11 protein-coding genes are annotated in these 13,326 nt (G+C 67.1%); 2 read left to right on the plus strand and 9 right to left on the minus strand.

The genetic code is table 11. The annotated features are described in order from the left end of the window. Window positions 1-105: 105 nt before the first annotated feature. From dld to DFO63_RS03195, 6 genes are all read right to left on the minus strand, one after another. Window positions 106-1,812, minus strand: a complete 1,707-nt coding sequence (gene dld, locus DFO63_RS03170) for a D-lactate dehydrogenase (RefSeq protein ID WP_119006425.1) — start codon at window positions 1,810-1,812, stop codon at window positions 106-108. Further along, window positions 1,809-2,948, minus strand: a complete 1,140-nt coding sequence (gene lldD / locus DFO63_RS03175; protein ID WP_010485059.1) for an FMN-dependent L-lactate dehydrogenase LldD — start codon at window positions 2,946-2,948, stop codon at window positions 1,809-1,811. The genes dld and lldD overlap by 4 nt, the downstream gene beginning before the upstream one ends. Window positions 2,949-2,952: 4 nt before the next feature. Then, a complete protein-coding gene (gene lldR, locus DFO63_RS03180; protein ID WP_012480578.1) occupies window positions 2,953-3,717 on the minus strand; it encodes a transcriptional regulator LldR in 765 nt (254 codons plus the stop codon). Between the two features lie 53 nt (window positions 3,718-3,770). Then, window positions 3,771-5,429: an L-lactate permease gene (gene lldP / locus DFO63_RS03185; protein WP_101765676.1), complete on the minus strand. Its 1,659-nt coding sequence runs from the start codon at window positions 5,427-5,429 to the stop codon at window positions 3,771-3,773. Window positions 5,430-5,652: 223 nt separating this feature from the next. Further along, window positions 5,653-6,105 (minus strand): MgtC/SapB family protein, encoded by a 453-nt coding sequence (locus tag DFO63_RS03190; RefSeq protein ID WP_005410036.1) that lies wholly within the window; start codon window positions 6,103-6,105, stop codon window positions 5,653-5,655. 129 nt (window positions 6,106-6,234) lie between these two features. Continuing rightward, window positions 6,235-6,993: an SDR family NAD(P)-dependent oxidoreductase gene (locus tag DFO63_RS03195; RefSeq protein ID WP_101766417.1), complete on the minus strand. Its 759-nt coding sequence runs from the start codon at window positions 6,991-6,993 to the stop codon at window positions 6,235-6,237. Between the two features lie 392 nt (window positions 6,994-7,385). Here DFO63_RS03195 and DFO63_RS03200 point away from each other — a divergent pair, with 392 nt between their 5' ends. Further along, on the plus strand, window positions 7,386-8,339 hold the full coding sequence (locus DFO63_RS03200; RefSeq protein ID WP_119006426.1) for an AraC family transcriptional regulator: 954 nt from the start codon (window positions 7,386-7,388) through the stop codon (window positions 8,337-8,339). Window positions 8,340-8,461: 122 nt separating this feature from the next. Here the strand turns inward: DFO63_RS03200 and DFO63_RS03205 are convergent, their stop codons facing one another. From DFO63_RS03205 to DFO63_RS03215, 3 genes are all read right to left on the minus strand, one after another. Beyond that, complete coding sequence (locus tag DFO63_RS03205) at window positions 8,462-10,372, minus strand: CocE/NonD family hydrolase (protein ID WP_119006427.1); 1,911 nt, start codon at window positions 10,370-10,372, stop codon at window positions 8,462-8,464. 152 nt (window positions 10,373-10,524) lie between these two features. Beyond that, a complete protein-coding gene (locus DFO63_RS03210; RefSeq protein ID WP_119006428.1) occupies window positions 10,525-10,911 on the minus strand; it encodes a DUF4440 domain-containing protein in 387 nt (128 codons plus the stop codon). Continuing rightward, the gene (locus DFO63_RS03215) at window positions 10,911-12,269 is read right to left on the minus strand and encodes an MFS transporter (protein ID WP_119006429.1); all 1,359 of its coding nucleotides are present in this window, start codon (window positions 12,267-12,269) and stop codon (window positions 10,911-10,913) included. The genes DFO63_RS03210 and DFO63_RS03215 overlap by 1 nt, the downstream gene beginning before the upstream one ends. A 105-nt stretch (window positions 12,270-12,374) precedes the next feature. Between DFO63_RS03215 and DFO63_RS03220 the strand changes: the two genes are divergently transcribed. Further along, window positions 12,375-13,271, plus strand: a complete 897-nt coding sequence (locus DFO63_RS03220; RefSeq protein ID WP_119006430.1) for a LysR family transcriptional regulator — start codon at window positions 12,375-12,377, stop codon at window positions 13,269-13,271. Window positions 13,272-13,326 lie beyond the last annotated feature (55 nt).

The following is a 13,326-nucleotide window of genomic DNA, read 5'->3' on the forward strand; positions in this document are numbered from 1 at the left end:
TCGCTCGACTTCACCTTTGTAGAGTCGAGCCATGCTCGACTGCTGTCTGTCGGGAAGAGCAGCCGAGCATAGGCTCGGCTCTACAGCAAAGCCGCGTTGTATCCGTCAATGCCCACTGCAATCGCAGCTGCCCCACCCCTTCGCCTTCGACGTCTGGCCGATACCGGGGTTGAACGTGTTGCTCGGGTCCAGCTGCTTGTAGAACCCGGCCAACGCAGGCTTGGCCGGGTACAGGTGGCCGACGTTGTGCTCGGCCGGATACTCGGCGCCACGCTGGTCCAGCAGCGCCCACATCGCATGCTCGATCGCCATCGGGTCTTCGCCCTTGCGTGCGATGTAGTCCTGGTGGAACACGTGGCACAGGAAGTGGCCGTAGTACAGCTTGTGCAGCAGGCGGCCGTCGATATCGGCCGGCAACTGCTCGAACCAGTCGGCGTCATCACGGCGCAGGGCGATGTCCAGCGCCACGATGTCCTGCACCTGGTCGCGGTGCACCTCGCGGTAGCGCACCGCCGCACCCGCCACGGCGAAGCGATGCAGGAAGGCCTTGCGCCCCTCATCGGCCGTGCAGTGGAAGTAACCGCCCTCGTGGTCGGCGAAGAAGCCGCGCAGCCAGGCCTCGGTTTCCGCTGCGTCCTGCGCGGAGACCTTCAGCAGCAGATGATGCTCGTAGCGCTGGCGGAACTCGCCCATGCGCTTGGGCAGGTGCGAGGGCAGCAGGCCGGTCAGCACCTGCATCACCCGGTCGGTCACCCCGCGCAGGCCCAGCCGCTCGAACCAGCCGTCAACCCGGCTCTTCAATGCGAACGCGGCCGGCACACGCGCGGTGCCGAGGCGATCGATCAGCAGGAAACTGTCCTTGCCGTAGCGCTCGCCGATGTCATAGGCATCGCGGTGGATGTATTCGCCGGCAATCGGCAGGCGTTCGAAGCCGGTCAGCAGCTGGCGCCGGATCGCGGTGAGGCTGTCGGTACGGTTGCTGCCGATATAGAAGACCTCGGCCGCCTCCTTCTCGAAGGTGTCCAGGCGCACCGCGAACACTGCCAGCTTGCCGGCAGATCCCGCTGCCTCGAAGTGGCGGCTGGGGTCGGCGTTGAAGCGTGCCGGCGTATCGGCATCGACCCGGCGCACTTCCTCGGCGTAGCGCGGATCGGAGGCGGCACGGCCGTCACCGTCACCCACGTCGGCAGCACGGTAATCACCCGCCTGCAGGCGCTGCAGGATCTGCTCGGGCGTATCGCCCAGCGCGATGCCCAGATGGTTGACCAGCTGCAGCTGGCCCTGCGCATCGACCTGCGCATACAGTGCCAGCTCGGTGTAGGCCGGGCCGCGACGCACCAGCGCGCCGCCGGAGTTGTTGCAGATGCCGCCCAGCACCGAGGCGCCGATGCAGGACGAGCCGATCACCGAATGCGGTTCACGGCCCAGTGGCGCCAGCGTCTGTTCCAGCCGGTCCAGTGTCGCGCCGGGCAGGCACAGCACCTGCCGGCCTTCGTTCAACAGCTGGATGCCGGTCAGGCGCAGCGTGCTGACCAGCACGATCGGACGCCCATAGTCGTTCCCATCCGGGGTCGAGCCACCGGTCAGGCCGGTGTTGGCTGCCTGCAGGATGATAGCCGCGCCGCCCTGCACCGCCGCCTGCAGCACACGCCACAGCTCCAGCAGCGTGCCCGGGCGCACCACCGCCAGCACCGGGCCCTCACCGAAGCGGTAGCCACGGCGGAAACGGCGGGTGGCCTTGTCGCCGGTCAGTACGTGGCGACTGCCGACTGCGTCGCGCAACTGCGCCAGCACGGCATCGTGGCCATTCATGGCAGGCTGACCAGCGAATCGCGACCGATGTCGGCGATGCGGCGCGCGCCGGTCAGTGTCATCGCCACGCGCATCTCCTTGGCGATCAGGTCCAGCAGGTTGGCCACGCCGGCCTCGCCCTGTGCGGCCAGCGCATAGACGAAGGCACGGCCCAGCAGCACGGTATCGGCCCCCAGCGCCAGCATGCGCACCACGTCCAGGCCGGTGCGGATGCCGGAATCGGCGAGGATCTTCAGGTCGCCCTGCACCGCATCGGCAATCGCCGGCAATGCACGCGCGGTGGACAGCACGCCATCCAGCTGGCGGCCACCGTGGTTGGAGACCACAATGCCATCGGCGCCGAACTTGACCGCATCGCGCGCGTCATCCGGGTCGAGGATGCCCTTGATCACCATCGGGCCCTTCCAGAATTCGCGGATCCACTCCAGGTCCTTCCACGAAATGGACGGATCGAAGTTGCTGCCCAGCCAGCCGATGTAATCCTCCAGCCCGGTCGGGTTGCCACGGTAGGTGGAGATGTTGCCGAGGTCATGCGGGCGGCCGAACAGGCCCACGTCCCACGCCCAGTGCGGATGGGTGATGGCCTGGCCGATGCGGCGCAGCGAGGCGTTCGGGCCGCTCATGCCCGAGTGCGCGTCACGGTAGCGCGCGCCCGGCACCGGCATGTCCACGGTGAACACCAGGGTGGTCACGCCCGCGGCCTGCGCCCGCTCCAGCGCATTGCGCATGAAGCCACGATCGCGCAGCACGTACAGCTGGAACCACATCGGCCGCTGGATCGCCGGGGCCACTTCCTCGATCGGGCACACCGATACGGTGGACAGGGTGAACGGGATGCCGCGGCTGTCGGCCGCGCGCGCCGCCTGTACTTCACCGCGCCGGGCATACATGCCGGTCAGGCCGACCGGTGCCAGCGCCACCGGCATCGCCAGTTTTTCGCCGAACAGCTCGGTTTCCAGGCTCAGGTCGGACATGTTGCGCAGGATGCGCTGGCGCAGCGCGATGTCGGACAGGTCGGAAACGTTGCGCTTCAGCGTGTGCTCGGCATACGCGCCGCCATCGATGTAGTGGAACAGGAACGGCGGCAGCCGGCGTTGCGCTGCGGCACGGTAATCGGTGGAGGCGGAGATGATCATGGGGTCAACCGTGTGGGGAAGGTAGACGCGAGGCCCGCGCACGCCGGGCTTCGTTGTCATCGAGGGTGCGCAGCGTGGTGTGCACGAACTCGAGGTGGGCATGCGCGGCGGCGCGCGCGCGTTCGGGGTCGCCGGCCAGCACCGCGTCCATCATCTCGCGGTGCTGGTCGGACAGCGGCGAGAAGGTCCTCGCCGAGGTATAGAGCTTCTCGCGGCTCTGCGAGATGTTGGTCTGCAGCAGTTCGAACAGGCCGCGCATCACCTGCAGCAGCACCAGGTTGTGCGAGGCCTCGGCGATGGACAGGTGGAAGGCGGCGTCGGCCTCGGCTTCGCCGGTGGGGTCGTCCTTGCCGTGCGCGTCCATCATGGTCTGGAAGGCCTGGGCGATGCGCGTGCGGTCCTCGTCGGTGGCACGCAGCGCCGCATGCCAGGCGGTGGCACCTTCCAGCGCGTGGCGGATCTCCAGCACGTCGAAGCGGTACTCCGGGTCGCCCTGGAACAGCGGCAGGTACGGCGCCAGCGGTTCATCCAGCGCCTGCCGCGCGCGCGCCGCGGGTTCGGCCACGTAGGTGCCGCCACCCACCCGTGCGGTCAGCAGGCCCTGGCTGGCCAGCTGCGCGATGGCCTCGCGCAGCGCGGTGCGCGAGACCCCCAGCTGTACCGCCAGGGTGCGCTCGGCCGGCAACCGGTCACCCGGCTGAAGCCGCTGTTCCTGCACCAGGCCGCGCAGCTGCGCGGCCACCTTGTCCGAAATGCGTTGCGTGCTCATGGCGCCATTGTGGCCCGAAGCGCGCAGCGGGTGGTCGGCTGACCGTGCATGGCTCAGGGAATCATCCAGGTCAGCCAGTAGGCCTGCGCCAGGGTGATCAGGCCGACCATCGTGGTGAAGATCAGGCTGTGCTTGACCGTGAAACGGAACAGGTCCGATTCCTTGCCGGCCAGGCCGACCGCGGCGCAGGCAATGGCAATCGACTGCGGCGAGATCATCTTGCCGGTAACGCCACCGGTGGTGTTGGCCGCCACCAGCAGCACGTCGGCTACGCCGATCTGCTGCGCGGTGGTGGCCTGCAGCGCCGAGAACAGCGCGTTGGACGAGGTGTCCGAGCCGGTCAGGAACACGCCCAGCCAGCCCAGGAACGGCGAGAAGAACGGGAACGCGTCACCGGTGTGCGCCAGTGCCAGCGCCAGCGTTGCCGACAGGCCCGAGTAGTTGGCGATGAAGGCGAAGGCCAGCACCATGCCGATCGAATAGATCGGCATGCGCAGCTCACGCACCGTCTCACCGAAGGTCTGCAACGCCGACCGGGCCGGCATGCGCAGCGCGATGATGGCGATCACTGCGGCGAGGATGATCGACGTACCGGTGGCCGAGAACCAGTCGAACTTGTAGACCGCCTCGTAGCTGAGTGGCGCGTCCACGATCGGTGGCATCTTCTGCACCATCTGGTCCAGGCCCGGCACCGGGAGCTTCAGCACCCAGCTTTCCAGCGGGCCGCCCGCCGCGAACAGCGACTTGAACGGCTTGATGCTCCACAGCGTGACCATCGCGGTGAGGATCAGGAACGGCGACCACGCCTTGGCGATCTGGCCGACGCTGTAGCGCGGCGCTTCCAGTGCCTGTGCAGCCGCCTCGGCGCTGGTTTCGGTGTCGAAGCGGAAGATCCGTACCGGCTTCCAGCGGCGCAGGAACAAAGTCAGGCAGACCAGCGACGCCAGCGACGCGGTGATGTCCGGCAGTTCCGGGCCGATGAAATTGGAGGTCAGGTACTGGGCGATGGCGAACGAACCACCGGCCACCAGCACCGCCGGCCAGGTTTCCTTGATGCCGCGCCAGCCATCCATGATCGCCATGATCCAGAACAGCACGATGAGGGTCAGGAACGGCAGCTGGCGGCCGGCCATCTGGCCGATCTCGAACGCGTCCAGGCCGGTGACCTGCCCGGCCACGATGATCGGAATGCCCATCGCCCCGAACGCCACCGGCGCGGTGTTGACGATCAGGCACAGGCCGGCGGCATACAGCGGCTTGAAGCCCAGCCCGACCAGCAGCGCCGCGGTAATCGCCACCGGCGCGCCGAAGCCGGCCGCACCTTCGAGGAAGGCACCGAAGGCGAAGCCGACCATCAGCATCTGCAGGCGCTGGTCTTCGGTCACCGACAGGATCGAGGCGCGGATGATGTCGAACTGCCCGGTCTTGACCGAGACTTTGTAGAGGAACACCGCGCCGATGATGATCCAGGCGATCGGCCACAGCCCGTAGACGAAGCCGAACCCGGCCGCGCCCAGCGCCTGGGTCAACGGCATGCGGTAGAACAGCAGGGCCACGCCGAGTGCGATGGCCACGGTGATCGTGCCGGCCAGCCAGCCCTTCATGCGCAGCACGGCCAGGGCGACGAAGAAGAACGCGATCGGCAGCAGCGCGATCAGGCTGGACAACCACAGGTTGCCGGCGGGGTCGTACAGATGTTGCCAGGGCTGCATGAAGGCTCTCGACTGGGGCGGGATGTGCTCCACCGCGGGCGGTGGGTCGCCGTGATCGATATTTATTGGTCCTACCAATAAGCGGAATCATCGAACCACGTGGAGCGGATTTAACCGCCACTCCGGCGAAGCGCCTATTAGACCATAGGGCTAGGCGCCATATTGGTCCGACCAAATAGATCCCTATGGTAGTGCCGGCCGCTGGCCGGCAACTCGAGATTCCTTACGAAATCCGCTTCTCCAACCGCCGCATCACCGCCAGCACCAGCACGCACAGCACGCTCACCCCGATTGCAATCACGTATTTGCCGATGCCCACGGCGATGCCGATGGCCGCCGCCATAATCAGCGAGCTTGCGGTGGTCAATCCGCTGACCTGGTCCTCGCGTGAGCCACGCAGGATGGTGCCGGCGGCCACGAATCCCACGCAGGCCACCACCGCTTCGATAAGACGTACCGGGTCAACCTGCAGCAGGTCACGGTAACGCTCCTGCTGGAAATGCTCCGCCACTGAATCGCCGAGTCCAACAATCAGCGCAGCAGCGCCGGCAATCAGCATGTGCGTGCGCAGGCCGGCAGCGTGCTTGCCCATCTCGCGCTCGACGCCGAGCACGCCGCCGAACAGCATTGCTGCGGCCACGCGCAGCAGGATCGAGACATCCTGGGTGAGTTCCATGGGCAGGCTCCGGGAGTTTCCCGGAGCGTCGCGTGGCACCCGTGGCACAGAGGTGAAGGCCACGCCACAGTCCGTTCACCTGGTAGCGCCGGGCCATGCCCGGCGTCACCGCACCCTGCGTTCAACGCATCACTGCGCGAGGTAGCCACCATCGATGGCGTAGTACGCGCCGGTCGCGAACGAGGCATCGTCACTGGCCAGCCAGGCCACCAGTGCCGCCACTTCCTCCGCCGTACCCAGCCGCTTCAGCGCGTGCCGCCCTTCCAGCGTGGCACGCACCTTCGGGTCCATCTTCTCCAGCAGCGGCGTGCTGATGAAACCCGGGCCGACTGCATTGACACGGATACCATCGCCCGCATGCTCCCAGGCGGCGGTCTGGGTCAGCCCGACCACGCCGTGCTTGGCCGCGACGTACGCAGTGGAACCGGCATAGCCGACCTGGCCCAGGATCGAGGCCATGTTGATGATGCTGCCGCCGGTGCCGGCCGTCCGCATCGCCTGGATCTGCGCACGCTGGCACAGGAACACACTGGTGAGGTTGACGTCGATCACGCGCTGCCAGCCATCGATCGGATAGTCACCGCTGCTGGCCGCCGGCCCGCCGATACCGGCGTTGTTGACCGCCACATGCAGGCCGTCGAGTTCCTTGATCGTGCGCTGCACGGCTGCCTCCACCGCAACGTCGTCGGTGACGTCCAGCGCGATGCCAATGGCCTGTGCACCGGTGCTGCGCAACTGCGCCACGGTGGCATCCACCGCATCCTGCTTCAGGTCCCAGACCGAAATACGGGCACCGGATGCGGCCAGCGTCTGCGCCACGGCCAGGCCGATGCCCGACACGCCGCCGGTCACGATCGCGGTCTTGCCGGTCAACTGGTAATCAATCATCTGCATTCTCCATCAGTGGGGGTAGCGATGCGGCGCGCGGCCGCCAATCCATCACCCTACGCCGGCCGCTGTGACGAGCAGACCAACAGCCTGTCCGCGGATCGTTCCAGCAATGAAACCTCAACCGAAGTTCATGTAGGGAATCAAGTACGGATATAGCGCCAAAACGCTGGCGTATGTTCGACGCCCCGTTCAACTTGGCCGTAATGACCAATCGGTTTGACCGTATTCAAATCCCCTGCGAATGATTCGCAGCGACAATGGGAAGCGTTTCCAGTTTCTTCGACACATTCCCTCCAACCTGGCGTTTTCCGGCCTTCCAGGCTGCCCGCTACGCGGCAGCACAGGGGCCCATGGCCGCCAGCGCCTCCCCCTCCTGTACGTGCCGAGCGATGTCCCGATACTTCACCTTTGCCGATTACCGCCGCTTCGGCCAACGCCATGGCTTCGATTACCGCGCTGATCCGGAACACCTGCGCGACGACCAGTGGGCCGGCCGCGGCGAAGTCAACGAACAGTTCATGCGCGGTGGCATGAGCCTGATCGCCTCCGACGTGCATAACCGGTTCCCCTATGTGGCTACCGCGCAGCAGCGCCCCGGGCTCGCCATCCGCGTGATGCTGCAGGGCCAGGTCGACGTGCGTATCCCGCGACGCGGAAGTTTCACCCTGCGTGCCGGCACCGCGATGACCGCCCACCATCGCGACCAGATCGAGATGACCGGCGCACACCCCGGCGAAACGCGCCTGCGTGGGGTCAGCGTGATCGTGCCGGGTGGCATCGACGCGGATGTCTTCCAGATGCCACAGCTGGAAAAAGCGCTTGGCACGCACCTGGAATGCCGCCACTGGGCCATTCCCCACACCATGCTGCCGGTGCTGGGCCAGTTGTTCGACAGCCCGTGGCAGGACGGCATCGACGCCTTGTGGCGCGAAGGCGTGGCACTGCAGCTGCTGGCCCTCGGCCTGCAGGCCGAGGATCTGCAGACCGATCAGGTGCGCACGCTGCGCGCCGGCCAGCGTGAGCGCCTGGAACGGGTGCGCAGCTACCTGCATGACGACCCCAGCCATGCACACAGCCTGATCGAGCTGGCCCGGCTGGCCTGCATGAGCCCCAGCTCATTGCGCCGCCACTTTGCCCAGCAGTATGGAAGCTCGGTATTCGACTACCTGCACGAGCAGCGCATGCGCCATGCCGAACAGGGCCTGCGCGAAGACGGATGGACGGTTGAGCAGGCCGCCGCTGCCAGTGGCTACCGCCATCCCAGCAACTTCGCCGCCGCGTTCCGTAAACGCTTCGGCCTGGTGCCCAGCCGCTGGCGCACCGGCCCGTCAAAGGTGGGGTAGCAGCTCCTGCCCTGGTAGATGTCGACCTTGGTCGACACGCTTTCACGCCATTGCGGTTGCCGGCCAGCGGCCGGCACTACCGCAGCCGCCGGGTATCGCGCACCCGGCGTACCTCATCAAACTCAATACACCGGCAGATCGATGTAGCTGGCCTGCGCCGCACTGTGCCAGACCCGCTGCGTGGCCTTCTGGTAATCGCCCGGCTTGGCCAGGTAGATATTCGGCACGTAGGTCTGCGGGTTGCGGTCGTACAACGGGAACAGGCTGGACTGCACCTGCACCATCACCCGGTGCCCCTTCTGGAAGGTGTGGTTGGCGTTGGGCAGGTCGAAGCGGTACGGCAGCACTTCGTTGGCAGCCAGCGGCTTCGGATCGCTGAAGCTTTCGCGGTAGCGGCCACGGAAGATCGCCAGTGACACCGGCAGCTCGTAACCGCCCATCTCCGGCGTCGACGCTTCCTGGTCCGGATACACGTCGATCAGCTTCACCACCCAGTCGCTGTCGGTGCCACTGGTCGAGGCCTGCAGGTGCACCACCGGCGCGCCGCCGATGCGCAACGGCGCGGTCAGCGGTTCGGTGATGAAGGTCAGCACGTCCGGGCGGCCATCAACGAAACGCTGGTCCTTGACCAGCCAGGTGGTCCACATGTCGCGGTCGCCGAAGCGGACCGGGCGCGGCACGAACGGCACCGGCTTGGCCGGGTCGGATACGTATTCCTCGAAGTCACCCTCGCCCGCCGCCGGCGCCTGGAATGCCAGCTTGCCGCCGGCACGCAGGTACAACGGCTTGCTGCTGGCAGCACAGCCCTTGTCGCAGCTGCGCGGCCAGCCCTTGAGGCGATCCCAGTGGTTTTCACCGGTGTTGTAGATCAGCACCGGCGGTGTGTCCGCCTTCGGCGCACCGTCCACCAGGTACTGGTCGAAGAACGGCTTGAGCACATCGCGACGGAACTGCAGCGCGGTATCGCCATCGAACTTCAGCGCACCCAGCTCGCTGCCGCTGTAGTTCACCTGGCTGTGCCGCCACGGGCCCATCACCAGGTAGTTGCGGTTGTTGCCGCTGTCGCGCCCTTCCATCGCCTGGTAGGCGTGGTTGGCACCCCACATGTCTTCCTGGTCCCACAGGCCCTGCAGCCACATGGTCGGCACCTTCAACGGTGTCTTCGCCATCACCGCGTCCAGCGCCTGGCCCTGCCAGAAGCCATCATAGGCCGGGTGCTCGACCAGCTTCTTCCACCAGGTCAGCTGGTCCACGCCGGTGAAACGCGCGTAGTCGCCGGCCGAACCGATGCGCAGGAAGGTGCTGTAGTCGTCGTAGCCGAGGCTGGGCAGCGGCGTGCCCTTGCCGCGCTTCTCGGTCTGCATCGCGAAATAGTTGAAATTGACCTGGCGGAACGCACCGTAGTTGAGCCAGTCGTCACCCATCCAGCCATCAACCATCGGGCTCTGCGGCGCAGCCACCTTCAGCGCCGGGTGCGGGTCGGTCAGCGCCATCACCACGGTGAAGCCCTCGTACGACGAGCCGAGCATGCCGACCTTGCCGTTGCTCTCCGGCACGTTCTTCACCAGCCAGTCGATGGTGTCCCAGGCGTCGGTCGAATGGTCGACTTTGGTGTTGTTCAACGGCCCGCGCAGCGGCCGGGTCATCACGTAATCGCCTTCCGAGCCGTACTTGCCACGGATATCCTGGAACACACGGATGTAACCGCCATCGACGAACACCTCGTCGCCCTGCGGCAGCAGGTCGCGCATGCGCGGCGAATCACTGCGGTTGGCGCGGCCAGCGGCATCGTAGGGCGTACGGGTCAGCAGGATCGGCACGTTGTGGGCGCCCTTGGGCACCACGATCACCGTATACAGCCTGGTGCCATCACGCATCGGCACCATCACCACGCGCTTGTCGTAGTCGCGGCCGACATCGGGGGCAACAAAGGGCTTGCCGTTGATGTCCGGGGTCATCGGCGGGGTATCGGCAGCCAGCACGGTGCTGGACAGGCAAAGGGCGATGGCTACAGCAACGGCACGCACACGCATGGACAACCCCTCCCGGCAGGAAAGCCTCAAGCCTACTCCTGCCCCGTGCCGTGAAGTGTGTGCAGGCTTTGCATTCTGCGGTGGATGCAGGCAGGACTGATGGCACATGTGCCTCCGGTGCCGCTGCGCTCGCCGGCGACCGGCACGACCGGTCAGGCTGCCGCTACCTCATGCAGCGCCAGCCAGCGCCAACGGCCCTCTTCCTGCCGCAGCACGGCCAACGATTCCCGCCAGGCAACCGTCCCTTCGCCCACCGAATGCCCTTCGCGATAGCGCAGCACCGCCAGCGGCAACGGCGCCGCCACCGCCTGCACGGCTTCGATGCAGATCTGCAGGCCCGGACGCGCGCCATGGCCGCCCTCGAACAGCACCTGCACAGCCTGCCGATCCAACCGGCGCCCGGCGATGCCGACCATGCTGAAGTCCGCGCAGAAATGCGCCATCAGGTCTTCCAGCGCGTCGGTGCCGACGTCGGCACGGAACCAGGCCTGCAGTTTGTCGTGCAGGTGGTGGATTTCATGTTCTGCGGTGGTATCCATCAGGCATTCTCGGGTTGCGGAAAGGAAAGCTGTTGCGGCCGGCGCAACAGCGCCAGAGGCAGCAGGGTCAGTACGGCGGCCAGCCCCAGCGCTACGCGCGTGGCATGGGCCGGCAGCCATTGCATGGCCAATGCCAGCAGCAGCGCGATGGCCGCGGTGCCCAGGCAGAAGCTGAGCTGGCGGTTGAGGTTCCAGAGTGCGCTGGCATCGCCCAATGCTTCGCCCTCGACCCCATGGAAGGCCAGCGTCTGCGCGGTACTGCTGCACAGGCTGCCGCCGGCGCCCATCAGCGCGAACAGCAGTCCGGCCAAGGCGACGTGCGGCTGCGGCAGCAGCGCCATCAGTAGCAGGCCGCTGGCCTGCAGAAGCATGCCCGTACGCAGTACCGTGGCCGGGCCGAAGCGGGCGAGCAGGCGCCTGCTGGCCGTGATCGCAATGGCCGAGGCCAGCGCCCACGGCAGCATCAACGCGCCGATGCGCGCGGCACTGTAGCCGGCCTGGTGCAACTGCAGCGTGCTGACCAACTGGCTGCCGATGAACACACCGGGCACTGCCAGATAGACCAGCATCGCCAGGCGCAGGCTCCGATGGGACAGCAGTGACCAGCGCAGCAGGGGCTGCACCTGCTGCCGTGCATGCCGCAGGTGGGCCGCTGCCAACAGCAATGCGATCAACAGCAGTACGGCACCGGCGGCCCGATGGCCGGGTTCGCCCAGCCAGGTCAGCGCCAGCAGCAGCGCGCCCAGCGCCAGCATCGCGGTGGACAGCGCATAGGCCTGCAGGCGTGGTGCACTACGCGCCCCGTCGGCCGGCATCCACGCCAGCACCAGCCCAATCGCCACCACGGCCAGCGGCAGGCTGGCCCAGAGCACACCGCGCCAGGACAACCACTGCACCAGAAGGCCGCCCAGCGCTGGCGCCAGTGCCGGCACCAGCAGCGCCACCAGCAGGATGCGGCGGGTCAGCGCGCCACGCTGGTCGGGCGTGCACTGTCGGTACGCTGCCGCCTGTGCCATCGGAATCAGCAGGCCACCGGCCAAGCCCTGCAGCAGGCGCCAGCCCAGCAGCCAGCCGATATCCGGTGCGGCGCCGGCCAGCGCAGCGGCAACCGCGAACAGCAGCAACGCCACCAGCAGCAGGCGACGCTCACCACAGCGCGCGGCCAGCCAGGGCGCCAGCGGAATCACCACGCTCAGGCCCAGCATGTAGGCGGTGCCGACCCAGGCCAGGGTAGCGACGTCGGCATGCAGTTCCGCCGCCAATGCCGGATAGGCCACCGTGGCAATGAACATGTTGACCAGATCCAGGGCGAACACCAGCAGGAAGATCGCCTCATGGCGCAGGCGGGGGGATGGCATCGGCGGCGCTCCAGCGGGGAAGCGGCCAGCATGCCGCCCGGGCCTTGTTGGAAAAACACGACGACAGCTGCAACACTGTCAAACCCGTTTTGACAATGGACCGCTATGGTCAGCCTTGATCGCTTCGATATCTTCCGCGCCGTGGTCGAGGCCGGCAGCCTGACCGCCGCCGCCGATCGTCTGGGCCTGAGCCGTGCGGTGGTCAGCTTCAACCTGAAGCGGCTGGAGCAGGAGCTGGGTGTCACCCTGCTGCTGCGCAGTACCCGTCACCTGGCCCTGACCGATGCCGGCGAGCAGTTCCTGCAGCACTGCGTGCAGGCGCTGGATGCCGCGCAGGCGGCGATCGATGCCGCGCGCCGCGACCAGCACCAGCTGCAGGGCGTACTGCGCCTGACCACCACACCGGAGTACGCACAGCTGCGCCTGATTCCCGCACTGGAAGCCTTCCGTGCGCGGCATCCGGCTCTGCAGCTGCACCTGTCGACGTCACCCGCGCCGGCCGACCTGATTCCCGAACGCTTCGACCTGGCGATCCGCCTCGGCCGTCTGCCCGATTCGGGCCTGCACGCCAGCGAACTGGAACAGCACCCACTGTGCGCGGTGGCGGCTCCGTCCCTGCTGGCACGCCTGCCCTCTGCCGATGCTGCCGATGACCCCGTGCAGCTGGGCACCCTGCCCCGCCTCGGCTACCCGCGCCTGACCGACGTGCCGGTGGTGGCACCGGATGGCAGCGACGCCCTGTTTGCCACCAACCCGGGCAGTGCAGTGGTGCGCGTGGACGGCGCCAGCAGCCTGCGCGCCTTCGCCGTGGCCGGCGCCGGGGTCACCGTGCTGCCACGCTGGCTGATCGAGGACGACCTGGCCCAGGATCGCCTGCGCCCGGTGCTGCGCCAGCACCGCCTCCCGCAGCAGAGCGTGTACGCGGTCTACCCGCACAGCACGCAGCCCTCACCGAAGGTGCGGCAGCTGATCGATTTCCTGCGCGGGTGGTTCGCCACATGAAAAGGGGACGGAGGGGATTAAGTCGTTTATGCATAAACGACTTAATCCCCTCCGT

This window comes from Stenotrophomonas sp. AG209, assembly GCF_003550055.1.
GTDB lineage: Bacteria > Pseudomonadota > Gammaproteobacteria > Xanthomonadales > Xanthomonadaceae > Stenotrophomonas.

Bases quoted from the DNA above. Each gene is read 5' to 3' on its own strand.
- dld (WP_119006425.1), bottom strand. From the start codon at position 1,812: ATGAATGGCCACGATGCCGTGCTGGCGCAGTTGCGCGACGCAGTCGGC.
- lldD (WP_010485059.1), bottom strand. From the start codon at position 2,948: ATGATCATCTCCGCCTCCACCGATTACCGTGCCGCAGCGCAACGCCGG.
- lldR (WP_012480578.1), bottom strand. From the start codon at position 3,717: ATGAGCACGCAACGCATTTCGGACAAGGTGGCCGCGCAGCTGCGCGGC.
- lldP (WP_101765676.1), bottom strand. From the start codon at position 5,429: ATGCAGCCCTGGCAACATCTGTACGACCCCGCCGGCAACCTGTGGTTG.
- DFO63_RS03190 (WP_005410036.1), bottom strand. From the start codon at position 6,105: ATGGAACTCACCCAGGATGTCTCGATCCTGCTGCGCGTGGCCGCAGCA.
- DFO63_RS03195 (WP_101766417.1), bottom strand. From the start codon at position 6,993: ATGATTGATTACCAGTTGACCGGCAAGACCGCGATCGTGACCGGCGGC.
- DFO63_RS03200 (WP_119006426.1), top strand. From the start codon at position 7,386: ATGTCCCGATACTTCACCTTTGCCGATTACCGCCGCTTCGGCCAACGC.
- DFO63_RS03205 (WP_119006427.1), bottom strand. From the start codon at position 10,372: ATGCGTGTGCGTGCCGTTGCTGTAGCCATCGCCCTTTGCCTGTCCAGC.
- DFO63_RS03210 (WP_119006428.1), bottom strand. From the start codon at position 10,911: ATGGATACCACCGCAGAACATGAAATCCACCACCTGCACGACAAACTG.
- DFO63_RS03215 (WP_119006429.1), bottom strand. From the start codon at position 12,269: ATGCCATCCCCCCGCCTGCGCCATGAGGCGATCTTCCTGCTGGTGTTC.
- DFO63_RS03220 (WP_119006430.1), top strand. From the start codon at position 12,375: ATGGTCAGCCTTGATCGCTTCGATATCTTCCGCGCCGTGGTCGAGGCC.